This is a genomic window from Streptomyces sp. NPDC014861 (assembly GCF_043081625.1).
Lineage (GTDB): Bacteria > Actinomycetota > Actinomycetes > Streptomycetales > Streptomycetaceae > Streptomyces.
On the sequence record NZ_JBIBWV010000001.1, the window covers coordinates 448,391 to 471,841 of the forward strand.

General features: G+C 72.8%; 21 protein-coding genes. 6 read left to right on the forward strand and 15 right to left on the reverse strand.

What is annotated here, in order from left to right:
* Positions 1-288 precede the first annotated feature (288 nt).
* Positions 289-969, forward strand: a complete 681-nt coding sequence (locus tag ACF1BN_RS01935; protein WP_392329622.1) for a hypothetical protein — start codon at positions 289-291, stop codon at positions 967-969.
* Positions 970-1,073: 104 nt separating this feature from the next.
* A complete protein-coding gene (locus ACF1BN_RS01940; RefSeq protein ID WP_392329623.1) occupies positions 1,074-3,155 on the forward strand; it encodes a trypsin-like serine protease in 2,082 nt (693 codons plus the stop codon).
* 66 nt (positions 3,156-3,221) lie between these two features.
* On the opposite strand, the gene ACF1BN_RS01945 is transcribed toward ACF1BN_RS01940, so the two are convergent.
* The 10 genes from ACF1BN_RS01945 to ACF1BN_RS01990 form a co-directional block, all read right to left on the reverse strand.
* The gene (locus ACF1BN_RS01945; protein WP_392329624.1) at positions 3,222-4,466 is read right to left on the reverse strand and encodes a DUF6545 domain-containing protein; all 1,245 of its coding nucleotides are present in this window, start codon (positions 4,464-4,466) and stop codon (positions 3,222-3,224) included.
* The gene (locus ACF1BN_RS01950; RefSeq protein WP_392329625.1) at positions 4,466-4,915 is read right to left on the reverse strand and encodes a toxin-antitoxin system, toxin component; all 450 of its coding nucleotides are present in this window, start codon (positions 4,913-4,915) and stop codon (positions 4,466-4,468) included. Before ACF1BN_RS01950 ends, ACF1BN_RS01945 begins: the two co-directional genes overlap by 1 nt.
* Before the next feature lie 182 nt (positions 4,916-5,097).
* Positions 5,098-5,829, reverse strand: a complete 732-nt coding sequence (locus ACF1BN_RS01955) for a hypothetical protein (RefSeq protein ID WP_392329626.1) — start codon at positions 5,827-5,829, stop codon at positions 5,098-5,100.
* A 101-nt stretch (positions 5,830-5,930) separates the two neighbouring features.
* Entirely contained in the window at positions 5,931-6,959 is a 1,029-nt protein-coding gene (locus tag ACF1BN_RS01960; protein ID WP_392329627.1) for a TIGR03842 family LLM class F420-dependent oxidoreductase, read from the reverse strand.
* Between the two features lie 11 nt (positions 6,960-6,970).
* On the reverse strand, positions 6,971-8,365 hold the full coding sequence (hydA, locus tag ACF1BN_RS01965; protein WP_392329628.1) for a dihydropyrimidinase: 1,395 nt from the start codon (positions 8,363-8,365) through the stop codon (positions 6,971-6,973).
* On the reverse strand, positions 8,362-9,663 hold the full coding sequence (locus ACF1BN_RS01970; RefSeq protein ID WP_392329629.1) for an aspartate aminotransferase family protein: 1,302 nt from the start codon (positions 9,661-9,663) through the stop codon (positions 8,362-8,364). The genes hydA and ACF1BN_RS01970 overlap by 4 nt, the downstream gene beginning before the upstream one ends.
* On the reverse strand, positions 9,660-10,499 hold the full coding sequence (locus ACF1BN_RS01975) for a nitrilase-related carbon-nitrogen hydrolase (protein WP_360313669.1): 840 nt from the start codon (positions 10,497-10,499) through the stop codon (positions 9,660-9,662). Before ACF1BN_RS01975 ends, ACF1BN_RS01970 begins: the two co-directional genes overlap by 4 nt.
* A gap of 302 nt (positions 10,500-10,801) precedes the next feature.
* Positions 10,802-12,085: a UL36 very large tegument protein gene (locus tag ACF1BN_RS01980; RefSeq protein ID WP_392329630.1), complete on the reverse strand. Its 1,284-nt coding sequence runs from the start codon at positions 12,083-12,085 to the stop codon at positions 10,802-10,804.
* A gap of 152 nt (positions 12,086-12,237) precedes the next feature.
* Positions 12,238-12,663 carry a PPOX class F420-dependent oxidoreductase gene (locus ACF1BN_RS01985; RefSeq protein WP_392329631.1) on the reverse strand — a complete coding sequence of 142 codons (426 nt, stop codon included), beginning with the start codon at positions 12,661-12,663 and terminating at the stop codon, positions 12,238-12,240.
* 79 nt (positions 12,664-12,742) lie between these two features.
* On the reverse strand, positions 12,743-12,994 hold the full coding sequence (locus tag ACF1BN_RS01990; RefSeq protein WP_392329632.1) for a helix-turn-helix domain-containing protein: 252 nt from the start codon (positions 12,992-12,994) through the stop codon (positions 12,743-12,745).
* A 52-nt stretch (positions 12,995-13,046) separates the two neighbouring features.
* Between ACF1BN_RS01990 and map the strand changes: the two genes are divergently transcribed.
* Positions 13,047-13,814, forward strand: a complete 768-nt coding sequence (map, locus tag ACF1BN_RS01995) for a type I methionyl aminopeptidase (RefSeq protein WP_392329633.1) — start codon at positions 13,047-13,049, stop codon at positions 13,812-13,814.
* A 133-nt stretch (positions 13,815-13,947) separates the two neighbouring features.
* Here map and ggt read toward each other — a convergent pair whose 3' ends face one another.
* Entirely contained in the window at positions 13,948-15,840 is a 1,893-nt protein-coding gene (gene ggt / locus ACF1BN_RS02000; protein ID WP_392329634.1) for a gamma-glutamyltransferase, read from the reverse strand.
* Between the two features lie 115 nt (positions 15,841-15,955).
* Here ggt and ACF1BN_RS02005 point away from each other — a divergent pair, with 115 nt between their 5' ends.
* Entirely contained in the window at positions 15,956-16,687 is a 732-nt protein-coding gene (locus ACF1BN_RS02005) for a hypothetical protein (RefSeq protein ID WP_392329635.1), read from the forward strand.
* Here the strand turns inward: ACF1BN_RS02005 and ACF1BN_RS02010 are convergent.
* A complete protein-coding gene (locus tag ACF1BN_RS02010) occupies positions 16,653-17,927 on the reverse strand; it encodes a cytochrome P450 (RefSeq protein WP_392329971.1) in 1,275 nt (424 codons plus the stop codon). The genes ACF1BN_RS02005 and ACF1BN_RS02010 overlap by 35 nt on opposite strands.
* Positions 17,928-18,016: 89 nt before the next feature.
* On the opposite strand from ACF1BN_RS02010, the gene ACF1BN_RS02015 reads away from it, so the two are divergent.
* Both ACF1BN_RS02015 and ACF1BN_RS02020 read left to right on the forward strand, forming a co-directional pair.
* Positions 18,017-19,285: a hypothetical protein gene (locus ACF1BN_RS02015; RefSeq protein ID WP_392329636.1), complete on the forward strand. Its 1,269-nt coding sequence runs from the start codon at positions 18,017-18,019 to the stop codon at positions 19,283-19,285.
* A gap of 92 nt (positions 19,286-19,377) precedes the next feature.
* The gene (locus tag ACF1BN_RS02020; RefSeq protein ID WP_392329637.1) at positions 19,378-20,931 is read left to right on the forward strand and encodes a CocE/NonD family hydrolase; all 1,554 of its coding nucleotides are present in this window, start codon (positions 19,378-19,380) and stop codon (positions 20,929-20,931) included.
* A gap of 52 nt (positions 20,932-20,983) precedes the next feature.
* On the opposite strand, the gene ACF1BN_RS02025 is transcribed toward ACF1BN_RS02020, so the two are convergent.
* The 3 genes from ACF1BN_RS02025 to ACF1BN_RS02035 are packed head-to-tail and all read right to left on the reverse strand — an operon-like array spanning position 20,984 to position 23,438.
* A complete protein-coding gene (locus tag ACF1BN_RS02025) occupies positions 20,984-21,850 on the reverse strand; it encodes an amino acid ABC transporter permease (RefSeq protein ID WP_392329638.1) in 867 nt (288 codons plus the stop codon).
* Positions 21,847-22,491: an amino acid ABC transporter permease gene (locus ACF1BN_RS02030; protein ID WP_392329639.1), complete on the reverse strand. Its 645-nt coding sequence runs from the start codon at positions 22,489-22,491 to the stop codon at positions 21,847-21,849. Before ACF1BN_RS02030 ends, ACF1BN_RS02025 begins: the two co-directional genes overlap by 4 nt.
* Positions 22,492-22,508: 17 nt before the next feature.
* Positions 22,509-23,438 (reverse strand): glutamate ABC transporter substrate-binding protein, encoded by a 930-nt coding sequence (locus ACF1BN_RS02035; RefSeq protein ID WP_392329640.1) that lies wholly within the window; start codon positions 23,436-23,438, stop codon positions 22,509-22,511.
* Positions 23,439-23,451: the final 13 nt, after the last annotated feature.

A 23,451-nucleotide genomic window follows, 5' to 3' on the forward strand; every position in this document is an offset into this window, starting at 1 on the left:
GGACTGGGCGGGAAGTTGAAGGTCTGTCAGGCAAGGACGCCCCGGGCCGCCGACGGGAACCGCGCTGCCCGTCGCGGGGTCGCGCCGGGTGGACGAGGCGCGGAAACGGCTGACCACGGCCCTTTTGCAGGCATGGGGGTCTCCCGACCTGTGAGGACCCTAGGGAGGAACCCGAAGGATTTCAACTGGCGTTGATGTCCAGTCAGCGACAGTTGATAAGCGGGCGCTGAGCCGTTACCGTCTCCCCTCGAAAGCCACGAGCACAGGGATCCGGGGGGAGGCCACACGGTGAGTGCCAGGCCGATTCCCGAGCCGATCGACACGCTCACGCGCATCGTCGACCTGATCCGACGGGCGGGGCTCGACCGCGATGACGTGCTGAGGGTCGAGGGCGAGGGCGGTCTCGCCTTCGCGTCGGGCCTCGCCGTGGCCGAGGTGGAGGCGTTACTCCGCGGAGACGGCGAACGGCACGACACCGCCACGCCGTTACTCCGCGGAGACAGCGAACGGCCGGACACCGCCACGACCCGTCACCGCCAGGTCGTCGACCGGATCCTCTTCCTGCGCGGGACCCGGTTCAAGACGACCGAGGACGGCAGCAGGCGCACCCACCCCCTGGCGGAGATCGCCGCGAGTGCGGGAATGAGCGCGCAGTGGCTCGACCGGGTGCTCAAGACCGGCAGGGCGCCGAACCTCGTCCACGCGGCCGAGATCGCCGCGTTCTTCGGCGAGGGCATCGAGTTCCTGACGGACCCTCCGGCACGTGCCCTGGACCGGGTGTTGCGGCAGATCCACACGGACCTGGTGATCCGGCTGCTGGGGAACTCCGGCTCCGCCGGGGCCCCCGGTTCCGGCTGCGACCTCGACAACGTCGCCTGCCAGGCCGCGCGGGCGCTCGCCGACGTGCCCGAGGACACCGCCCAGCCCCTCGTCGCACTCATCGAATCGGTCGCCAGACTGCCTCGCTGACGCATCGCGCGAAGGCCCCTCCTTACCTCATCCTGTCGTCCCGCACGAGCCGGGCGACCCCTCGACTCGCCTGCTCGACAGGCGACATGACGAAAGTGATGTTCATGGCACTGCGCACACGCCGGTGGCTGCCGGCCGCGACCGCGACCGCGGCGGTCCTCATGGGGGCCGCGACACCCCTGGCCTCGGCCGCCGGAGAGCCGGCCGCCGACCCCGGCGCCCCGTTCGTCTTCGAGGACGGCACCTACCCGAACAGCGCCGAGGTGCTGGCCGAGACCGGCGCGAAGCTGATCAGCGGTGACGGCGGCATCACGTACACCTCCTGCGACGGTCCGTACCAGATCAAGGTGTGGGCGCGCGATCTGAAGCTGCCCGAGGAGCGGATGTGCTTCGCCGCCCCGATGGGCACCGGTCACCTCACGGTCTCGATCCCGGGCGCGTACCGGATCCAGACCTACAAGCGGTCGGTGAAGGCCAGCATCTCCGTCAAGAACGAGACGCAGAGCCTGGACATCCCCGACAGCAGCAGCAAGGGCTTCGGCGAGGCGGGCGCAGACCCGTCCGCCGCCGTCCTGCTGGAGCTCCGGGTCACCGGCAGCACCGCTCCCCTCGGGGCCGGACAGCCCATCGACACGGCCGGGCTCGCCTTCAACACCAAGCTGACCGTCGGCGACGGCAAGCGCGCCTGCTCCGGTGCGCTCGTCGACCCGTACTGGGTCCTGACCGCCAAGAGCTGCTTCGCCGAGGACCCCGCCAAGAGCAACACCGTGACCGCGGGCGCCCCGAAGGACAAGACCACCGCCGTGGTCGGCAAGTCCCTCCTGATCACCAGCGGCGGCCACTCCAGCGACATCGCCGAGCTGATCCCGCACGCCGACCGTGACCTCGTCATGGCCCGTCTCGCGCAGCCCGCCCATGACATCACCCCCGTCCCGCTGGCGGCCACCGCGCCCGCCGACGGGCAGGAACTGACCGTCGCCGGCTTCGGCCGCACCAGGACCGACTGGGTCCCGGTGACCCGCCACGCGGCCGTGTTCACCGCGGGCGACGTGACCGCGACCGGCTTCGGCCTCGCCGCCAGGACCCCGGCCGACGCCACCGTCTGCGCCGGCGACGCCGGCGGTCCCGCGTTCCGCACGGAGGGCGGCAAGCCCGCCCTCGTCGGCATCACCAGCCTCGGCTGGCAGGGCGGCTGCCTCGGCACCCCCGCCACCGAGACCCGCACCGGGGCCTTCAGCACCCGGGTCGACGACCTCCACGGCTGGTTCCAGCGCGTCCGCGCCCAGTCCCCGGGCTGGAAGACCCAAGCCCTCGTGCAGTCCGGCACCACCCTCCACCAGGGCGTCCGGGTGAACGACGGTTCCTGGACCGGCTTCGAGGACATCCGGACCCAGGGCGCTGGCGACATCGGCGGCATCCGCAGCTCCGCTGTCGTCGGCATGAACGGCGACACCCACGTCCTCGCCGTCAGCGACAACGGCAGGCTGTTCCACTCGATCCGCAAGCAGGACGGCACCTGGGGCACCTGGGGCGACGTCTTCGGTGTGGCCAACTCCCTCGGCAACCTCACCGGCGTCACGGCGACCAACCACGGATGGGATCTCCACGTCGTCGCCGTCGCCGACGGCAAGGCGTTCCACACCATCCGCAACGCGAGCGGCCACTGGACGCCCTTCCAGGACATCACCTCCGGCAAGGTCGGCAACGTGACGGCCGCGGCCACCGCCGTCGTCCGGGGCGAGCTCCAGGTCACCACCGTCAGCGGCGGCAAGGCCTACCACACCATCCGCCAGGCCAGTGGCAACTGGCTCGCCTGGGGCAACGTCGCCGATGCCGCCGGCCCGACCGGTCCCATCACCTCCCTCAGCACGGTCGGCTCCGGGGACCAGACCCACGTGGTCATCGCCACCGACAACGGCGCCCGCCAGTACCACGCCGTCCGCAACTTCAGCGGCCACTGGGAGCCGCTGACCGAGATCAAGGGCATCCTCGGCACCGTCACCGCGAAGTCCGTCGCCACGGCCTCGGTCGCCGGCGAGGTCCAGGTGGCCGTCACCACCGCCGACAACAAGGTCCTCCACACCACGCGCCGCGCCGACCGCACCTGGACCACCACCACGGCCGTCCCGGTGAGCCTGCCCGGAGCCCCCGGCCACCTCGCCATGACCGGCACCTGGAACGGCTGACGCCGAAGCCGGACGGCCACCGGCCGCTCGATCCGCCGGTGAGGGCGCCCCACGGGGGTGGTGCCCTCACCGGTGGGCGAAGGAGCCCCCGGGGGCGGCGATCCGCCGTCGGCCGGGGGCCACCGCCAGCGCCCGGGAGACCGACACCAGGAGGTCACGGTCCGCCGCCTCCGCCGAGCACACGGCCGCCAGCGCGAGAGCGCCCTGCTCCGGCGCGGGCGGCACGGTGCGGGCCCGCGTCTCCGCCGCCGCCGTGAACATGGCGGCGAGCCCTGCGGCCACCGCCTCGCGCTCCCCGGCCCCGCTCACCCTCGCCTGCCGGTAGGCCGCCTCACGCACCTCTTCGGTGCAGTGGACGCACAGGGCGAGCATCCAGTCGTGAATGGTGGTCATCCGGTGGAGCAGGACCTGCTCCGGTCCGGCGTACCACGGCGGGCGGAGGAACGTCCTGCTGCTGTGGGCAGGACCTGACCGGCTGACCAGACGCCACAGGGGCCGCAGGGCCCTGATGCCGAGCACGGGCTGCCAGACGCGGTCGATCAGCACGGGTCCGTACGCCGGGACGAGGAGCCCGACGCCGATCATCATCCCGCTGGCCGACATCAGGGGCGACAGGCTCTCGTTGAGCGCGTCCCAGTTCCGGCCCGCCCAGCGGGCCGCGATGGCGGTCACCTTGAACGAGCCGAAGACGATGTTGGCCAGGGCCGCGATCACCAGCACGAGCAGCCCGATCTGCAAGGACCGGTCGACCGCCGTCCTGGTCTCCTGCCTCGCCGTCCGTCTGCCGATGTCGCGCAGCCAGCTCCAGCAGACGACCGTGGTGGCCACCCCGGCCGCGACGTACGCGAGCAGGTACAGCAGGAGCATCGCGCTGATGAACGGGGTGGTGGCGTAGTACGTGTCGAAGTCCCACGGGCGCTCCACCGGGACCTCGCCCAGCGCGAAGAGTCCCACCAGGGCCGTGATCACCACGCAGCAGCCGGCCTTCCACACCCGTACGCGCCGGCGCGTACGGGCACAGTCCACCGACTCCGCGCGCCAGTGGTCCAGCAGCACCAGGGACGCGCACGCGTAGGCGGTCAGGATGCAGTGGACGAGGAGAGCGGAGAGGTTGCTGATGCCGGTGAGCCGGTTGACGGCGGTGATGGTCGGCGGGGAGGAGAGGACGAAGCCCGCGCAGGGCAGGAGCAGCAGGGCGTTCACCGTCCGGACCGTCGCGCTGCGCCACCCGCGGACCAGAGCCGGCAGTTTCACCAGCAGGGCCGCGCCCAGGACGGCGGCGGGCAGGTAGTAGTCGCCGCCTTCGTCCATCACCGGCCCCCCAGGGACTCCCAGATGCGCCCGGCCCGTTCGTCAGGGGGTGCGCTGCTGCGCGTGCCGAGGAGGAACGGCCGGAACTTCGCCCCCATCAGCCGGCCGAACCGCTCCGCCCGCCGTTCCTCGGCGAGGTCGTAGTCGGTGCGCGCCGCGACCTGGGCGACCGCGACGCCCTCGGCCTCCTTGCGGTGCCACAGCTCGTGGCCCAGGATCACCATCTGATGGACCGGCAGGGTGTTCTTCTCCACCGCGATCACTTCGTGGTCGCCCAGGTCGAGCCAGAGCCCGCTGACCGTGCCCGGAGGGAACGGCTCCAGCATGAGACGGACCTCACGCCCGCCGCTCTCCGAGAGGTAGGCGCAGACCGCGTGCAGCAGTTCGTGCGGTTCCGGTGCGGGCGGGCGCATCACTCCGGCGAACAGTTCGTCCCGATGACGCTTCATCTCACGGGATGTTCGAACCGCGTCCCACATGTCTTCCCCCGGACGCCTGGCCGGCACACCGCTCGTCGTTCCCCCGAACAGGTGCACGGCGCTCTGTCAGTCGTGCGCCCGCGACAGTAGCCATTCGTGACGACGGAGGCAACTACGGCCCCTCACCGGCATCGTCCCTGGCCAGAGGCTCTTTAGCGGCTCTCCCTGGCGCGCTCCTCGCGCGAGCGCCGGGCAATGGATTCGATGAGGGCGATGATGGGCTGCGCGGTGTCGTCCGGGACGTCGGCGAGGGCACGGGCGGCGTAGCCGACGATGCCGAGATCGGAACCGGTGGGTGCGGCGGAACCCGCGGAGGCCCGGGCGTCGGCGTTCCTGAGGCGCTGGATGTGCTCCTCCTGGCGCGCCACGGTCCGCTCCAGCAGGTCCTTGTGGATCCGCTGGAGCACCCGGTCCAGGGCCTCGGCCGGCTCGGCGACCAGGAATTCGATGCTCTCTCCGAAGAAGTCGGCGATCCCGGCCGCGTGATCGAGGTTCGGGGCCTTCCCCGTCTTGATCATCTTGTCGAGCCACTGCGCGCTCGTCCCCGCACCCGCCGCGATGTCCGCCAGCGAGTACGCGCGCCGCTGGCCGTCGGAGGTGGTCCGCAGCCGGGTACGGCGCAGGAAGACGATCCGGGCGACCACCCGGCGGTGGCGCTCTTCCACCGGATCCACCGGGTCCGCCGCCCCGTCGCCGTCGCCCAGCGGCAGCCGCTGACCGCGCAGCAGTGCCCGTACGTCCTCCGCGGGCAGCCCGGACGCGTACGACAGACCGCCCTCGCCCTCCACCCGGAGCAGGTCCTCGCCTTCGAGCCCGGCGCGCTCCAGCAGGGCCCTGATGCGCTCGGCGGTCCTGACGGGATCCGCGACGGACCTCTCGCTCATTCCTGCTCCCCCGCTCCATGCCGGTGACTGGGCCGATGACGAATCAGAACGTCGCACACTAGCGACTTCGGCTCAGCGTCAGCAACCAAGGATGAAGGACATCAGCCCGCATTGACCCCGTTCACGGCCGGGATGACCTCGGAGCCGTAGGCGTCGATGGTGCCCTCCCGGTTGTCGTGCATGTCGTAGACGGCGAACTGGTCGACGCCCAGGCTCTTCAGGTGGCGGAGCTTCTCGACGTGGGCCTCGGCCGGGCCCAGGAGGCAGAAGCGGTCGACGATCTCGTCGGGGACGAAGGCGGTGTCGGGGTTCCCGGCGCGGCCGTGGTGGGAGTAGTCGTAGCCGTGCCGGTCCTTGATGTACGCGGTCAGCTCCTCGGGGACCATCGCGGAGTGCTCGCCGTAGCGGGAGACCAGGTCAGCGACATGGTTGCCGACCATGCCGCCGAACCAGCGGCACTGGTCGCGGGCGTGGGCCAGGGACGCGGGGCTGTCGTCCCGCGTGACGTACGCCGGGGCCGCCACGCAGATGGTCAGCGACGCCGGATCCCGGCCGGCGTCGGCCGCGGCCTGCCGCACGGCCTTGATCATCCACTCCGTGAGGAACGGGTCCGCCAGCTGGAGGATGAACCCGTCGGCCTTCCGGCCGGTGAGGGCCAGCGCCTTCGGCCCGTACGCGGCCATCCAGACGGGGAGTCTCCCGTCCTTGATCCAGGGGATCCGGAGCGGTTTGCCGTCCACCTCGGCCTCGCGGCCCTCGGCCAGGTCGCGGATGACGTCGATGGCCTCGCCGAGCCGGGCCAGGGTGTTCGGCGCGCGGCCGGCGACGCGCATGGCGGAGTCGCCGCGGCCGATGCCGCAGACGGTCCGGTTGCCGTACATGTCGTTGAGGGTGGCGAAGGTGGAGGCGGTCACCTCCCATGTCCGCGTCCCCGGGTTGGTGACCATGGGGCCGACGTGCAGCCGGGTGGTGTTGGCCAGGATCTGGCTGTAGATGACGAAGGGCTCCTGCCAGAGCACGGCGGAGTCGAAGGTCCAGCCGTAGCGGAAGCCGTTGCGTTCCGCCCGGCGCATCAGGCCGACGACCTGCGAGGCGGGCGGGTCGGTCTGCAGGACGAGTCCGAAGTCCAAGGGACGGCCTCCTAGTTCAGGTACTGACAGGTGGAGCGGGGGACGAAGGCGCCGTGGCCGGCGTGACCCACGTACTTCCGCCGGTCGATGACGACCTCGCCCCGCGAGAGGACGGTCTCCACCTGGCCGGTGATCGTCCTGCCCTCGTACGCCGAGTAGTCGACGTTCATGTGGTGGGTCTCGGCCGAGAGGACCTGGGTGGCGTGCGGGTCGTAGATGACGATGTCGGCGTCGGCGCCGGGCGCGACGGCGCCCTTCCGCGGATAGAGGCCGAACATCCTCGCCGGCGTCGCGCAGGCGATCTCGATCCAGCGGCGCCGCGAGATGTGCCCGTCGACGACGGCCTGGTGGAGGAGGTCCATGCGGTTCTCCACGCCGGGCAGGCCGTTGGGGATCTTCGAGAAGTCCCCGCGTCCCAGCTCCTTCTGGCCGACGAAGCAGAACGGGCAGTGGTCGGTGGACACCACCTGGAGGTCGTTCGTCCGCAGCCCCCGCCAGAGTGCCGCCTGGTGCTCCTTCGGCCTCAGGGGAGTGCTGCACACGTACTTGGCGCCCTCGAAGTCCGGCTCCGCCAGGTTGTCCGTGGACAGGAAGAGGTACTGGGGGCAGGTCTCGCCGAAGACCGGCAGGCCCATGTCCCGGGCCGCGGCCAGCTCCGCCACCGCCTCCCGCGCCGACACGTGGACGACGTACAGCGGGGAGCCCGCGACCCGCGCCAGCTGGATCGCCCGGTGGGTCGCCTCCGCCTCCAGGAGCGCCTTGCGGACCTCCCCGTGATAGCGGGGGTCCGTCTCACCACGGGCGAGCGCCTGCTCCACCAGCACGTCGATCGCGATGCCGTTCTCCGCGTGCATCATGATCAGTCCGCCGGTCTCGCCGGCGACCTGCATCGCCCGCAGGATCTGGCCGTCGTCCGAGTAGAAGACCCCCGGATACGCCATGAACAGCTTGAACGAGGAGACGCCGTGCTCGATGAGCTTCGGCATCTCCCGCAGCGTCGACGGGTTCACGTCCGACATGATCATGTGGAACGCGTAGTCGATCGCGCAGTTCCCGTCCGCCTTCTCCATCCAGGCGTCCAGACCGGCCCGAAGCGGCTCACCCTTCGCCTGCACCGCGAAGTCGACGATCGTGGTCGTGCCGCCCCACGCCGCCGCCCGCGTCCCCGTCTCGAACGTGTCCGACGCGAACGTGCCGCCGAACGGCAGCTCCATGTGCGTGTGCGCGTCCACCCCGCCCGGGATCACGTACTTCTGCGAGGCGTCGATCACGAGGTCCGCCGTCCACTCCTGCGTCCCCGGCGCCGCCAGCGCCACCACCCGGCCGTGCTCGATCAGCACGTCCGCGTGCACCTCGTCCGAGGCGGTGATCACGAGACCACCGGTGATCAGGGTTCGAGTGCTCACGCCAGTACTCCTGTCGACCAGAGCGTTCGGAGGGCTTGTTCGAGGATGGCGGCGCCCTCCTCGGCCTCGGCGACGGTGAGGGAGAGCGGGGGCGCGACGCGCAGGGCGCTGGTGTCGTGGCCGCCGCCCTTGCCGATGAGGAGACCGCCCTCGCGGGCCGCCTCCAGGACGGCGGAGGCCGCCTCGGGGGCGGCGCGCCCGGTGACCGGGTCGGCCAGCTCGATCCCGATCATGAGGCCGCGGCCGCGGACCTCGCGGACGGCGTCGACGCCCGCTGCGGCGGCGCGGAGCCGTTCGATGAGCAGGCCGCCGACCCGGCGGGCGTTGCCCTGGAGGTCGTGGTCGAGGAGGTGGCCGAGGTTGGCGAGGCCCGCGGCCATGGTGACGGGTGAACCACCGAAGGTGGAGATGGAGTTGGCGTCCAGGCAGTTCATGATCTCGGCGCGGGCGACCACTCCGCCGATCGCCATGCCGTTGCCGATGCCCTTGGCGAAGGTGAGCATGTCGGGCGGTCCGGCCTGGGCGTGGGCCTGCCAGCCCCAGAAGTGGTCGCCGGTGCGGCCCCAGCCGGTCTGCACCTCGTCGGAGATCCAGAGGACGCCGTGCCGGTCGAGGACCCGGCGGAAGGCGCCGTACAGGCCGTCGGGCGGGGAGGTGAAGCCGCCGACGCCCTGGACGGGTTCCGCGATGAGGGCGGCGGTGCGGTGGGTGTGGCCGAGGAGGTCTTCGAGGTCGGCGACGGCGGCCTCGGTGAACCGCTCGTCGGTCAGGCCGGCGAAGGGGCCCCGGCCGCGGACCGCGCCGTGCACGTACAGGGTCTGGAGCGGGGAGAGGCCGGTGGGCGACCAGGAGCTGTTGCCGGTGACGCCGACGGTGGAGAAGGAGCGGCCGTGGTAGCTGTTGCGCATCGCAAGGATCTGGTTCGAGCGGCGGTACGCGGTGGCGAGGAGCAGGGCCGTGTCGTTGGCCTCGGTGCCGGAGGTGGTGAAGAAGACGCGGGCGTCGGGGATGCCGGAGAGCGTGGCGATCCGCTCGGCCAGCTCCACCATCGGGCGGTTGAGGTAGAGGGTGGAGGAGTGGACGATCCGGCCGGCCTGCTCGGCGACCGCCTTGGTGACCTCGGGGAGGGCGTGGGCGGTCATGGTGGTGAGGATGCCGCCGAAGAAGTCGAGGTAGCGGCGGCCCTCGGCGTCCCAGACGTGCCGGCCCTCCCCGTGGGTGATCTCGATCGGCTCGCCGTAGTAGAGCGCGAGCCAGTCGGGGAGGACGGCACGGTGCCGGGCGTGCAGTCCGGTCACGGCCTGACCAGCCCGTCGTACGCGTCGGGGCGGCGGTCGCGGTAGAAGGCCCACTGCTGGCGGACCTCCTCGATCACGCCGAAGTCGAGGTCGCGGACGACGAGTTCCTCCTCCTTGTCGGAGGCGACGTCGCCGACGAAGCGGCCGCGCGGGTCGACGAAGTAGCTGGTGCCGTAGAAGTCGTTGTCGCCGTACTCCTCGACGCCGACACGGTTGATGGCGGCGACGAAGTACTCGTTGGCGACGGCGGCGGCGGGCTGCTCCAGCTGCCAGAGGTAGGAGGAGAGACCCCGGTGGGTCGCGGAGGGGTTGTAGACCAGCTGGGCGCCGTTGAGGCCGAGTTGGCGCCACCCCTCGGGGAAGTGGCGGTCGTAGCAGATGTAGACGCCGACCTTGCCGACCGCGGTGTCGAAGACCGGCCAGCCGGCGTTCCCCGGGCGGAAGTAGTACTTCTCCCAGAACCCCTTGACCTGCGGGATGTGGTGCTTGCGGTACTTGCCGAGGTAGCTGCCGTCGGCGTCGATGACGGCGGCGGTGTTGTAGTAGAAGCCCTCGGACTCGACCTCGAAGACCGGGACGACGATCACCATGCCGGTCTCGCGGGCGAGTTCCCGCATCCGCGTGACGGTGGGACCGTCCGGCACGGGCTCGGCCCAGCGGTAGTGCTCGGGCTCCTGGACCTGGCAGAAGTAGGGGGCGTTGAACACCTCCTGGAATCCGATCACCCGGGCGCCCTGGCGAGCCGCCTCGCGGGCGTGCTCCTCGTGCTTGGCGATCATGGATTCGGTGTCGCCGGTCCAGGTCGCCTGGACGAGGGCGGCGCGTACGACGGTCATGAGCAGCTCCTTCGGCACGGCGTCGATGAGCCTCTACGCCCGTAGACACGGTGCGTAGGAGGAGAACGTAAGCCCCGTCACACCCCGGAGCAAGACTGCCGCCCGGAAGCAGAGCAGTCGATCATGTTTCATACCGGAGTGGTCCACACCGGACACGTACCGACACGGGAGGAGTCCTCCCCGCTCACACCTTTCCGTCCGCGCACAGACCCGTCCTCGTACGGATCCGGATCCCTTCACGAGTCCGGCCTCGTCACGCACCCGGGCCCGTGCGGGGACCCGGCCTCGTCACGCGTCCGTCCTCAGGCGCCGAGGACGCCGGCGACCCGCAGCGCGTGCCGCAGGGCCCGGTCGTCGGCGGGCGACAGACCGCGCGCCACGGCGCCGAGCCGGGGCATGAGGAGGGCCGGGTCCACGGCCGCGAGCCGCGCCGCCTCCTCGGGGGTGCGGACCCGGAGGAAGGCGGTGAGCAGCGCGTGGGCCTCGCGGTCGTGGCCCTCGGCGACGAGCGCGGCGACGGCTCCGGCCAGCTCCTCCACCGGCCGGGCGAGTCCCTGACGCAGCAGCTGCTCGCAGTCGTCGGCGCGGCCCGCGTCCGCGAGCGCCCCCGCGACCCCGGCGAGCCGGGCCGGCGGCAGCGAGGCGGCCTCCCAGAGCAGGGTGTCCCAGTCGGCGCCGAACCCGGCGCGGTGCAGCTCCTCGGCGAGCGCGGGGAGCCGGCCGGGCGGTCCGCCGAGCGCCTCGCAGAGCAGGACGTGGACCTCGCCGGTACGGCCCTGGGCGCGCAGCCGCCGGAGGGCGTACACGGCGTTGACGGCGGCGCGGGCGGCCTCGGCGGCCTCGTCGGGACCGGGCGCGGCGGCCGGGTCCGGCTCGGGGGCGGCGGCCGTGCGCGCCGAGGCGCGGACCCGGAATCGGGCGCCCTTCGGGGCGGCGGCTTCCGGGTCCGTGCCTCGGAACCGGGCGCCCTTCAGGGCGGCGGCGCCGACGGGCAGATCGGGTACGGCGGCGGGCTCGGGTCCCTCGGCGGCGGCGTCCTCCGTCCCCGCGTACCGGGCTCCTCGGGGGCGCCGCCGCTCCGGTCCGGCGGCCCCGCCGCCCGGCGCCGGGGCCGCGTGGAGCCGGTCGAGGCGGTCGGTGAGGTCGACGATCCGGGCGGTGGCGCGGGCGTGGTCGTCGCGGGTCCAGGCGAGGTCGTGCGCGAACCGGGCGGCTTCCTCGGGGTCGGCGGCCGGCGGCAGCTCCGCCAGCTCCCGGATCCGCGTCTCGGCGTGGCGCCGCTCGCGCTCCATCAGTTCGCGGCGCGTGGCGAGCGCGGCTCCGCCGCCGGGCCGCCGGTCGTGGGCGCCGGTGGCCGCCGCGTACAGCGCCCGTCCCCGCTCCGCGCCCTCCCCCACGTCGTGGAGGAGGGACTCGACGACGTCCCAGGGCGGCAGTTCGGTCCCGTCGAGGCAGGCGCGGAGCCCGTCCGGGTCCCGTTCGGCGAAGACGGCCCACCAGCCGCCGACCTGTTCGGCGCGGCCCGCGAGCCCGCCGAGCCAGTGGGTGAACTCCGCCATCTCCGACGGGATGTGAGTGACCGTCATGCTCGCGCACCTGCCCTGCGGTAGAAGGGGACCTTCCGGTCCGCCGCAGGGCATTGCACCGCAGTCGTGTTACGGGACGGCTACGGACCGTTTTCCTTTCCGTGCCCCGGGGACCACATCGGCGCCCCACCGGGCGGCGGACCCCGCCGGGTTCACAGGGTGACGACGATCCCGGTGTGGGGGCGCTTGCCGAGGCGGGCGAGGGTGGCCGGCCAGTCGACCAGCCAGTACTGGTAGGTGTACTTGCGGGAGAGCAGCCTGCGGACGTGCCGCAGCTCCTCTCCCGTGACGAGGCGGGCGGTGCCGGGGGTCCTGACGGCGCCCTCGGGGACGTTGCCGCGCATGTCGCAGACGGCCAGCTCGACGCGGGGATCGTTGCGCAGCCGCTTGACCTTCCAGGAGTCGGTGCGGGTCCACACGTACACCCGCTCGCCCTCGACGGCGTACCAGACCGGGGTGGCGACTCCGGTGCCGTTCCTCCGGAAGGTGGTGAGGCTGACGTAGCGGCCGCGCCGCAGCTCGTCGGGGAGGCGCGGGGCGGGGGCGGGCGTGTCGCCGGGGGTGTCGTCGGTCGTCATGAGCGCAGAGCCTATGCCGGGTCGGGGCCACCGGCGCCGGTCGGGGGCAGGCCGACGCGGACGCGGGGGCGCCCGCTCGTCAGACGGGCAGTGGCGCGCAGTGGACGACCAGTTCGTCCATCGACAGGTCGAGGACGCCGGCGAGGGCAGCGACAGTGAAGAAGGCCGGGGTGGGGGCGCGGCCGGTCTCGATCTTGCGCAGGGTCTCGGCCGAGAGGCCGGCCGCCGCGGCGATCTCGACCATCGAGCGCTCGCCGCGCGCGTCGCGCAGCAGTCGGCCGAGCCGCTCGCCGCGCTCGCGCTCTTCCGGGGTCAGGGGGGTGCGCACCATGCTCCTTACTCTACCGACCCTCCCCCATTTTTATACCGGTATAGTAATGGGAATGGTGGAGATCAAGACCGAAGAGAACCTGACGGCCATGCGCGAGGCGGGCCGGATCGTGGCGCGCGCCCTGGCGGCGGCGCGTGAGCTGGCGGCGCCGGGCGTGCCCGCCGCCGCCCTGGACCGGGCGGCCCGCGAGGTGCTGGACGGGGCGGGCGCGAGCTCGCCCTTCCTGGGCTACCGCCCGGACTGGGCCCCGGTGCCCTTCCCCGGCGTCGTCTGCGTGTCCGTCAACGACGCGATCGTGCACGGCATCCCGGACGGGACCGTCCTCCGGGACGGGGACCTGGTCTCCGTGGACTGCGGGGCCCGGCTGCGCGGCTGGGTCGGGGACGCGGCGATCAGCTTCACCGTCGGCCGCGCCCGCCCGGAGGACACCCGGCTGATCGGGGCCGCCGAGGAGGCCCTCGCGGCGGGCATCGCGGCGGCGGTGGTCGGCAACAGGATCGGCGACATCGCGCACGCCGTCGGCACGGTGTGCCGGAAGGCCGGGTACGGCGTCCCGGACGGTTTCGGCGGACACGGCATCGGCCGGGAGATGCACGAGGACCCGGGGGTGCCCAACGAGGGGCGCCCCGGGCGCGGGATGAGGCTGCGGCACGGAATGGTCCTGGCGATCGAGCCGATGCTCGTCGGGGGCGGCGGCGACGGGCACTACACGGCGCGGGACGGCTGGACGATCCGTACCCTCGACGGCTCCCGGGCCGCCCACGCCGAACACACCGTCGCCGTCACCGACGCGGGCCCCCGGATCCTGACGGCGCTCTGAGCCGCCTCTTCCGGATCCTGCCGGGCTCGCCCGAACCGAAGGAAACGGTCCGGCCGGGAACGCCTGATCCGAAGGAAACGGTCCGGCCGGGCTCGCCCGATCCCATGGAGGCGGTCCGGCCGGGAGCGCCGGATCAGCGGCCCGGCCGGACCACCATCGCGGAGCCGCCGCCCCTCCGGACGGTCTCCGCCGCCGCGAGCCAGCGCCCGCCGGGGAGGCGCTGGATCGCGGTGGCGGCGCCGATCTCCGGGTTCTGCCGGAAGGTGTGCCCGAGGGCTTCGAGCCGGGCCCGCACGGGGCTGTTCCAGAGGCCGGGTTCGAGCTCGGTGTCGGCCTGGTTGCGCTGGCTGGCGCGCGGGGCGGCGATGGCGTCGACGAGCGGCAGCTCCCGGTCGAGGAAGCCGGTGAGGGTCTGCAGCACCGTGGTCACGATGGTGGCGCCGCCCGGCGAGCCGAGCGCCACGACGGGCAGCCCGTGCCGGTCGAGCACGATCGTCGGGGAGATCGAGGAGCGGGGGCGCTTGCCGGGCCCGGGGAGGTTCGGGTCGTGGACGGCCGGGTTCGCGGGGACGAAGGAGAAGTCGGTCAGTTCGTTGTTGAGCAGGAAACCGCGCCCGGGGACGGTGATGCCGCTGCCGCCGGTGGACTCGATGGTGAGCGTGTACGCGACGACGTTCCCCCACCGGTCCGCCACGGTCAGATGCGTGGTGTTCTCACCCTCGTACGCCGTCGGCACCGCGGCCCCGGCGGTGCCGCACGGCACCGGGTCGCGCGGGTCGCCGGGGGCGAGCGGGCTGCGCAGGACGGCGTCGTCGCGGATCAGGCAGGCGCGGGAGTCGGCGTACCGCTGGGAGAGCAGGCCCCGGACGGGCACCCGCTCGAAGGCGGGGTCGCCGACCCAGCGGCCCCGGTCGGCGAAGGCGATACGGCTCGCCTCGATCAGGCGGTGGAGGTACCGCGACTCCGAGGCGACCGAGAGGTCCGTGGACTCCAGGATGTTGAGCGCCTCCCCGACGGTCGTGCCACCGGAGGACGACGGGGCCATGCTCAGGACGCGCAGCCCCCGGTAGGCGGTCTCGGTGGGCGCGCGCCGGACCGTGCGGTACGCGGCGAGGTCACGCTCGGTCAGGTCGCCGGACCGGACGACGCGGTCCGCGCCCGCGCGGACCGGAGGGGTGCGCACGGTGCGGACGATGTCCCGGGCGATCGGGCCCCGGTAGAGCGCCCCGACGCCCCGCTCGCCGAGCGTCGCGTAGGTACGGGCCAGGTCCGGGTTCCTCACGACCGAGCCGACCTCGGGAAGCCGGCCGCCGGGCAGGAAGAGGGCGGCGGAGGCCGGGAAGTCGCGGAAGCGGGCCTCGTTGGCGGCGGTCTGGGCCCGGTAGGTGGCGTCGACGGTGAAGCCCTCGCGGGCCAGGCGCTCGGCGGGGGCGAGGAGTTCACCGAGCGGCTTGCTGCCCCAGGCGTCGAGCGCGGTCGCCCAGGTCGCGGGGGTGCCGGGGGTGCCGACTCCGCGGCCGCTGGTCATCGCCTCCGCGAAGGGGAGCGGCGCGCCGTTCTCGGTGAGGAGGCCGGCGTCGGCCGACGCGGGGGCGGTCTCGCGGCCGTCGACGGTGTGGACCGTACGGCTCCGGGCGTCGTAGTGGACGAGGTAGCCGCCTCCGCCGATGCCGGCCGAGTACGGCTCCGTGACGCCGAGGGCGGCGGCGACGGCGACGGCCGCGTCGACCGCGTTGCCGCCGCGCCGCAGGACCTCGATGCCCGCGGCGCTCGCGTCGGCGTCGACACTGGCGACGGCCCCGCCGTACCCGACGGCGACGGGCGTCTTCGCCGGATCCGCGACCGGCGCTTTCGCCGAAGCCGCGACCGGCGCTTTCACCGGAGACCCGGCAGGCGCCTTCGCGGGTGCGTGGAAGGCGCCCGGCGGGCCGGGCGGGACCGTCGGGGGCGGGGCCGCCGCACCCGTCGAGAACACCGCCACGGCCGCCGCCGCGATCGCCCCGTACCGCCGGCCGGATCCACGCATCCCTGACCTCCCGTCAACGTCCCTCCACGCAGCGTAACTTCTCAGGACATCGAAGGTCAGGACCGCATTCCGGCCCTCTCGAACGGTCACCCGACCGCCGCTAGCATGCGCCCCTATGGACGAGGACCTGCGGAACATCGTGCTCGGCGTGCTGGCGACCGGCCTCAGCGCGTCCCTGGGCTGGCTCACCCGGACCTACGTGTGGCGCCGGCGGCTCCGCCGCAAGCAGGCGTTCTTCGGCCTGCCCGGGCACGCCGAGTGCCTGCTCGTGGTCAATCGGGAGGCGGGCGGGGACGGGGCGGTGCACCGCTTCGACGTCTTCGCGCTGCTCGAACTGGCCGCGCTGGTGAAGGACTGCGGGGCGCAGGCGCAGATCGTCCAGCACGACCGCACCCACCTGGGCTTCGGGGACCGCACCGAGTTCTGCCTCGGTGGGCCGGGGTCGAACCGCCGGTCGGCCGCCCACCTCGGCACCCTGCTGCCGGGGCTCTCCATGAACACGGAGAAGGACCCGGTCGAGGAGCGGGGCGCGATCGAGGTCGGCGGCGAGCGGTATCTGATGGACCCGGGCTCCGTCGAGTACGTGGTGCTCGCGCGGATCGCGGCGGGCGACGGCGGGCGGCCGGTCTTCCTCTTCTGCGGGCAGCGGGCGATCACCAACCAGGCGGCGACGCGCTATCTCGCCCGCCACCACGAGCGGCTGGCCCGCACGCACCGGAACGGCTCCTTCGTCCTGCTGCTGAAGGTGGTCAACTCCCAGGCGTACGGGCCCGACGTGGTCGAGCTGGTGGCCGACGTGACGCGGGCGGCGCTCAGAGCTCCCGCAGTCGTACCGGCAGCGACTTGATCCCGTTGATGAAGTTGGAGACCAGCCGCCGGGGCTCCCCGGCGGCCTCGACGCCCGCGCAGGCGCGGCGCAGCTCCTCGTAGAGCACCCGGAGCTGCAGGCGGGCGAAGTGGGCGCCGAGGCAGACGTGGGGTCCGTCGCCGAAGGAGACGTGCGGGTTCGGGCGGCGGCCGAGGTCGAGGCGGTGCGGGTCGGCGAAGACGCGCTCGTCGTGGTTGGCGGAGACGTGGAGGACGACGACCTTGTCCCCCTCCGCGATCCGCACCCCGGCGAGCTCGGTGTCCCGGGCGGCGGTGCGGCGGAAGGAGATCACCGGCGGGTGCGCCCGCAGCAGCTCGTCCACGGCGGTGTCCATGGCCACCTCGCCGCGCCAGAGCCGGTCCTGCTCGCCGGGGTGCCCGCAGAGGGCGAGCACCCCGCCCGGGGCGGCCGAGCGCACGGTGTCGTTGCCGGCGACGGTGAGCAGGAAGAAGAACATCTCCAGTTCGGCGTCGCCGAGTTCGGTGGTGGCGAGGGCGGTCATCAGGTCGTCGGCGGGGTGCTCGCGCTTGTGCGCGGCGAGCTCCTGCGCGTACCCGAACATCTCGGCGAGCATCGCCGGTGACCTGGGGTTGACGGGCCGCCCCTCGCTGTCGAGCACCGGCGGTTCGTCCGGGTCCTGGTAGGCGATGACCCGCTCGGTCCAGGTGTGCAGCAGGGCCCGGTCGCCTTCCGGCACCCCGAGGAGGTCGGTGAGGTTGAGCAGGGCGTAGTCGTCGGTGACGGCCCGGACGAGATCGACCTCGCCGCCGTCCCTCCGCGCCGCCGCGAGGAGCCGCCGGGCCCGCGCGCGGGCGGTCGCCTCGAAGCGCTCGATCCTCCTGGGGGTGAAGGCGCGACTGGCGAGCCGCCTCAACCGCCCGTGCTCCGGCGGGTCCTGATTGAGCATCATGCGCCGGATGAACGGCAGGTCGGCCGGGTCGGGGTCGCGGATCTGGGTGGCCCCGAGCCAGGAGGAGTACGTCCCCGCGTCCTTGAGCACCCGCACGACGTCGGCGTGCCGGGTGACCGCCCAGAACCCCGGACCGGCCGGCCAGCCGAGCACCGCGGGCTCGTCCTGCCGGGCGACGGGCGCCCGGTCACGGAGCTCGCGGTAGGCGTCGTGGGGCGGCCCGGCGGCGTGGATCCGTGGGTCGAACACGTCGGGAAGGCTCGTCCGCTTCACGGGTCCAGCCTGGAGGAGGGGTGAAGACGTGTCCATCATGACAGGTCAGAGCCGCTTTTCGTAGGACGGAACGCACAGTTCGCGCGCCTTGTCCGGGCTGTCGGCCGACGCCCAGAAGCTCCGCCATGACACACAGGGGTGACGCGGGGAACGCGGGGGACGTGGACCAGGACGCGGTGATGCGGGCACGGGTCCTGCTGCTGGGGTCGGGACGGCTGAGCGAGAGTCAGAAGATGGAGGCGTACCGGGTGCTGGCACCGGTGAGTCCTGCCGTGTACGCGCCGAAGCTGGTGACGCTGCTCGCATGGGCACGGGCGACGACGCCGCGGCGGCGTGAGGAGCTGGCCCTGGAGGCGGTCGCGGCGGCCAGGCTGCTCGGAGCGGACCATCCGCTGCGGACGGAGGTCCTGTGCCGGGCGCTCGGCTCGTACCGGTCGGAGCTGTACCGGCAGGGACGCCGGGCCGAGGCGCTCGCCGTCTGCGAGGAGTCGGCGGCCGCGGGCCGGGAGGGGTACGCGCGGGGGCAGGTGAAGCACCCCCGGTACGGCGCGGGCCACCTGGTCGTCGCCCTGACCGAGGAGGGTCGGTACGCGGACGCGCTGGCGTCCGAGGGGCCGGTGGCGGACGGTGAGCGCCCGGACTTCTGGTCGGCGGTCGCGCGGACGGCCCGGCTGGAGGCCGCGGGGCGGGCCGGGGAGGCGGCGGCGGCCTTCGGGGAGTTCCTGGAGGCCGAGCGGACGGACGCCGCGGAGGGCAGGACCCCCTGCGCGATCCTCGCCTGGGCGCTGCACCGCCAGGCGGACCTGCTCGACCGGGCCGGGAGGCGCGACGGGGCCCACCCGCTCCGGCGGGAGGCGTCGGCGGTCCTCGCACGGCTCGCGGAGGACGGGGAACCGACGTCGTGGAGCAACATCCACGTCTGGTGGGCGACCTTGTTCGCCCTCTCCGTCCGTCCGGACGAGCCACCCGCGTCGGCCGGTGCGCCGGGCCCCGCCTTCGGCGTCGACACCCTGCACTGGTCCCCCGACGTCCACGCCGCGTACTTCGGCGCCACGCCCGCCCTGGAGGAGGAGAAAGCGGCGCTCGCCGGGAGGGCGGAGGCCGATCCGGCGCGATGGCTGCCGGGCCTGGCCGCCGCGCACCGGCGGCTCACCGCCCGCGCGGCCCTGCGCGCCACCCGCCGGACCCACCGGATCCTGCGGGAGCTGCGCCCGTTCTTCGACGAGGGCGTGGCGCTGGCCCGCCGGCCCGGTTCGGCGCCGGGGGCGTCGGCGCGGGCTCTGACCGACCGGGCGATGTTCCTGGTCGCCGCCAAGGAGTACGGGGAGGCGCACGCCGATCTGGTGGCGGCCGAGGCCGCGCGGGAGCACCCCCCAATCGTTACCCGCACGTAACTTACCGACTGGTTACCACGGGTAGCACGTCGCGGATAGCGTCGGGCCACTTCACTGCCCCCCATCAGTGACCCCCCATCGAGGAGTGGCCCGTGCGCACATCCCTGGCCCTCGCCGTCTCCACCGTCCTGGTGGCCGGGACGGCCCTGTCCGTGGCGCCCGCCGTCCAGGCCGCCGAGAGCGGCACGTCGATCCGGTTCGTGGACATCGCCGGCGACGGCGGCACCGTCCTCAAGGCCAACGTCGTCACACCCGCCGGCGCCGGCGGCTCCACCCGCTACCCCGTGATCGTGCTGCCCACCAGCTGGGCCATGCCCCAGATCGAGTACCTCGCGCAGGCCCGGAAGCTCGCCGACTCCGGCTATGTCGTGGTGAGTTACAACTCGCGCGGCTTCTGGCAGTCCGGCGGCGAGATCGAGACCGCCGGACCCAAGGACGTCGCCGACGCGACGAAGGTGATCGACTGGACGCTCGCCAACACCCCGGCCGATCCCGGCAAGGTCGGCATGGCCGGCGTGAGTTACGGCGCCGGGATCTCCCTGCTCGCCGCCGCGCACGACCCCCGGATCAAGGCCGTCGCGGCGCTCAGCGGCTGGGCCGACCTCATCGAGTCCATCTACAGCGGCCGCACCCAGCACCTCCAGGCCGCCGCCCTGCTCGGCGGCGCCGGCTACCTGACCGGCCGGCCGGGCCCCGAACTGGAGAAGATCCTGGGCGACTTCCTCTCGTCGAACCTGGACCAGGAGGACGAGATGATCGCCTGGGGCCGGCAGCGGTCGGCCGCCACGTACCTCGACCGGATCAACGCCAACGGCGCCGCCGTCATGCTCGGCAACGCCTGGGGCGACACCATCTTCCCGCCCAACCAGTACGCGAGCTTCTACGAGAAGCTGAAGGGCCCCAAGCGGCTGGAGTTCCGGCCGGGCGACCACGCCACCGCCGAGGCCACCGGCATCCTCGGCCTGCCCAACGACACCTGGACCAGCGCCCACCGCTGGTTCGACCACCATCTGAAGGGCGCCGACAACGGCATCGACCGCGAGCCGCCCGTCCAGCTCAAGCCCCGGTCCGACGGCGGCTACGAGGGCTACGCCGACTGGAAGTCGGTGAACGCGCACCGCGAGCGGCTCGCCCTGAACGACTCCGAGCACGTCTGGACCGGCGTGGACTCCGGCGCCAACGGCGGCATCGTCCTGCTCAGCAACCTCCTCGACCAGCTGGCGCGGACCCCGCCCGCCGTCTCCGTCCCCCTCCTCCCCCGCTCCTTCGCCGCCGTCTGGCAGTCCGGGCGGTACGGCTCCGGCGCCGCGGTGCGCGGCACTCCGGTGCTGCACACCACGGTCACGCCGACCAGGTCCAGCGGCACCTTCGTCGCGTACCTCTACGACGTGGGCCCGCTCGGCGTCGGGAAGCTGGTGAGCAACGCCCCGTACACCTTCCACGACAAGACTCCGGGCAAGCCGTTCGCCGTGGACCTGGAGCTCTTCTCCACGGCCTACGACGTCCCGGCCGGACACCGGCTGGCGCTCGTCGTCGACACCGTCGACCCGCTCTACATCGAGCACAACCCGGCCGGCGCGCAGCTGACCTTCTCCTCCCCCGCGTCCGATCCCTCGTACCTGTCGGTGCCGATGCGGGAGGAGTGATCACGGCTGCTGCCGGGCCGGTTTCAGGCCCGTGCGGGGGCCTGCACAGGGGTCACTCGCGGCCCGGCAGCGTGGTCACCGGTGCGGCGGGAGCGACGTCCACCCCCTTGGTGCGGGGGTCGCGGCGCTCCCGTCGCGCGACCCAGGTCGCGAACCAGGAGAGCAGCATGCACATGCCGATGTAGATCGGCGAGATCACGAGGACGACCGGGATGAACGGCAGGTCGTAGTCGAGGTTGGAGGCGATGAGCTTGCCCGCCTGGAGGAACTCCTCGTAGGTGATGAGGTAGCCGAGCGAGGTGTCCTTCAGCGCCACCACCAGCTGGCTGATGATGGCGGGCAGCATCGCGCGGACCGCCTGCGGGACCAGGACCCAGGTCATGACCTGGGTCTTCCGCATGCCCAGCGCGTACGCGGCCTCCCCCTGCCCGCGCGGCACGGCGTGCACACCGGTGCGGAAGACCTCGGCGAGCACCGAGCCGTTGTAGAGGGTGAGGCCGGCGACGAGCGCGGGCAGCGGCTGCACCTTGAGCGCCACGAAGATGAAGAAGATCATCACCAGCACGGGCATGGCGCGGAAGAACTCCACGAGCACGGTGGCGGTCCAGCGCACCGGCCGGTGGTCGGAGAGCCGGCCCGCGGCGAGGACCGCGCCGAGCGCCAGCGAGAACACCGCGGCCAGCGCGAAGGCCTTGAGCGTGTTGCCGAGCCCTTCGAGCAGCAGCTCCTGGATGCCCTCGTAGAGGAAGGGGCGCCACTTCACGGCGGTGAACTGGTCGGTGTCGAAGAGGAGGTAGAGGATCCAGGCGGCGAGGCCGAGGATCACGGCGGTGGACGCCAGGCCGTAGAGGAGGTGGCGGCGGCGGGCCTGAGGTCCGGGGATGTCGTAGAGGGCGCTGGCCCGCGGTGCGCGGCTCACCGGGCCACCCCCCAGCGCTTCTCCAGCACGTTGAAGACCGCGCTGATGGCGAGGGTGATGATCAGGTAGCCGACGGCGATCCAGACGAAGGTCCAGATGATGTTGTAGCCGAGTTCGCTCAAGGTCTTGTAGGTGCCCAGGAGTTCGGTGACGCTGAAGGCGCCGGCGATGGCGGAGTTCTTGGCGAGGGCGATCAGGGTGGATCCGATCGGCGGGATCACCGCGCGGAAGGCCTGCGGCAGGACGACCGCGCCGAGGGTCTGGCTGAAGGTCATGCCGAGACTGCGGGCGGCCTCGCCCTGCCCGACGGGGACGGTGTTGATGCCCGAGCGCAGCGCCTCGCAGATGAAGGCCGAGGTGTAGCAGCCGAGGGCGAGGACGGCGAACACCTCGAAGGGCAGCACCAGTCCGAAGCGCGGCAGGCCCAGCATCACCGCGAAGAAGAGCAGGGTGAGCGGGGTGTTGCGCAGGACGGTGACCCAGACCGTGCCGAAGACCCGGAAGGAGCCGACGGGCGCGACCCGGAAGGCCGCCATGACGAAGCCCAGGACGAGGGCGAGCGCCGAGGCGTAGACGGTGAGCCGTAGGGTGCCGAGGAAACCTTCGCCGTAGAGCGAGAAGTTCTCTGTCAGTACGTCCATGTCAGCGGTGGGGGTCCTCAGTTGGCCGGGTAGCGGTCGATGGGCGGCGGCTTCGGGGCGGGGACCCCGGAGAGGCCGAGGGTCGCGTCGTACGCCTTCTTCCAGTCGCCGTTCTTCTCGTGCGCGGCGAGGGCGTCGTCGAGGGCGAACCGCAGCGCGGTGTCGCCGCGCGGCACGCCGATCCCGTACGGCTCCTTCGAGAACGGCTTCCCGGCGAGCTTGAGTTCGTCGGGGACCTTGGCGGCGTAGCCCATGAGGATGGTGTCGTCGGTGGTGACGGCGTCGACCTGGTAGGTGAGGAGGTTGTCGACGCAGATCGAGTAGGTGTCGTAGGCGACGAGGTCGGCCTTCGGGTAGTCCTGCTGGATGCGCTGGTACGGGGTGGAGCCGGCGGCCGAGCAGACGCGCTTGCCGTCGAGGTCCTGGGGGCCCTTGATGTCGTTCTCGTCGGTGCGGACGAGGAGGGACTGGCCGGCCTCGTAGTAGGGGCCGGCGAACCCGACGAGCTCCTTGCGCTTGTCGTTGATGGTGTAGGTGCCGACGTAGTAGTCGATCTGCCCGTTCTGCAGGGCGGTCTCGCGGTTGGCGGAGGCGATGGTGCGGAACTCGACGCCGGTCGCCGGGTCGAAGCCGAGCGAGGCGGCCATCATCTTGGCGATCTCGATGTCGAAGCCGGAGTAGCGGCCGGTGGCGGGGTCCTTCTCGCCGAGGTACGGCTGGTCCTCCTTGGCGCCGACGACCAGCCGGCCGCGGGTGCGGGCCCGGTTCCAGGTGGGGGAGTCCGGCAGCCGGACGTCCGACCGGATCCGGTAGGAGGGGAGTTGGTCGGGCTGCGGGCCCTTGACGGGCGGGCTGCCGGGCCGGCCGCAGCCGGCGAGCAGGGAGCCCGTCGCGGCGAGCAGCAGGGCGAGGGCGAGGGCGCCCGGACGGCGGTGCGTGCGCTGCATGGTTCCCACCCCG

Excerpts from the sequence above, each read along its gene's own strand:
- ACF1BN_RS01945 (WP_392329624.1), bottom strand. The coding sequence starts at position 4,466 with ATGGACGAAGGCGGCGACTACTACCTGCCCGCCGCCGTCCTGGGCGCG.
- ACF1BN_RS01950 (WP_392329625.1), bottom strand. The coding sequence starts at position 4,915 with ATGAAGCGTCATCGGGACGAACTGTTCGCCGGAGTGATGCGCCCGCCC.
- ACF1BN_RS02005 (WP_392329635.1), top strand. The coding sequence starts at position 15,956 with ATGGACGAGGACCTGCGGAACATCGTGCTCGGCGTGCTGGCGACCGGC.
- map (WP_392329633.1), top strand. The coding sequence starts at position 13,047 with ATGGTGGAGATCAAGACCGAAGAGAACCTGACGGCCATGCGCGAGGCG.
- ACF1BN_RS02010 (WP_392329971.1), bottom strand. The coding sequence starts at position 17,927 with ATGGACACGTCTTCACCCCTCCTCCAGGCTGGACCCGTGAAGCGGACG.
- ACF1BN_RS02030 (WP_392329639.1), bottom strand. The coding sequence starts at position 22,491 with ATGGACGTACTGACAGAGAACTTCTCGCTCTACGGCGAAGGTTTCCTC.
- ACF1BN_RS02035 (WP_392329640.1), bottom strand. The coding sequence starts at position 23,438 with ATGCAGCGCACGCACCGCCGTCCGGGCGCCCTCGCCCTCGCCCTGCTG.
- ACF1BN_RS01990 (WP_392329632.1), bottom strand. The coding sequence starts at position 12,994 with ATGGTGCGCACCCCCCTGACCCCGGAAGAGCGCGAGCGCGGCGAGCGG.
- ACF1BN_RS01940 (WP_392329623.1), top strand. The coding sequence starts at position 1,074 with ATGGCACTGCGCACACGCCGGTGGCTGCCGGCCGCGACCGCGACCGCG.
- ACF1BN_RS02015 (WP_392329636.1), top strand. The coding sequence starts at position 18,017 with ATGACACACAGGGGTGACGCGGGGAACGCGGGGGACGTGGACCAGGAC.
- ACF1BN_RS01975 (WP_360313669.1), bottom strand. The coding sequence starts at position 10,499 with ATGACCGTCGTACGCGCCGCCCTCGTCCAGGCGACCTGGACCGGCGAC.
- ACF1BN_RS01980 (WP_392329630.1), bottom strand. The coding sequence starts at position 12,085 with ATGACGGTCACTCACATCCCGTCGGAGATGGCGGAGTTCACCCACTGG.
- ACF1BN_RS01985 (WP_392329631.1), bottom strand. The coding sequence starts at position 12,663 with ATGACGACCGACGACACCCCCGGCGACACGCCCGCCCCCGCCCCGCGC.
- ACF1BN_RS01955 (WP_392329626.1), bottom strand. The coding sequence starts at position 5,829 with ATGAGCGAGAGGTCCGTCGCGGATCCCGTCAGGACCGCCGAGCGCATC.
- ggt (WP_392329634.1), bottom strand. The coding sequence starts at position 15,840 with ATGCGTGGATCCGGCCGGCGGTACGGGGCGATCGCGGCGGCGGCCGTG.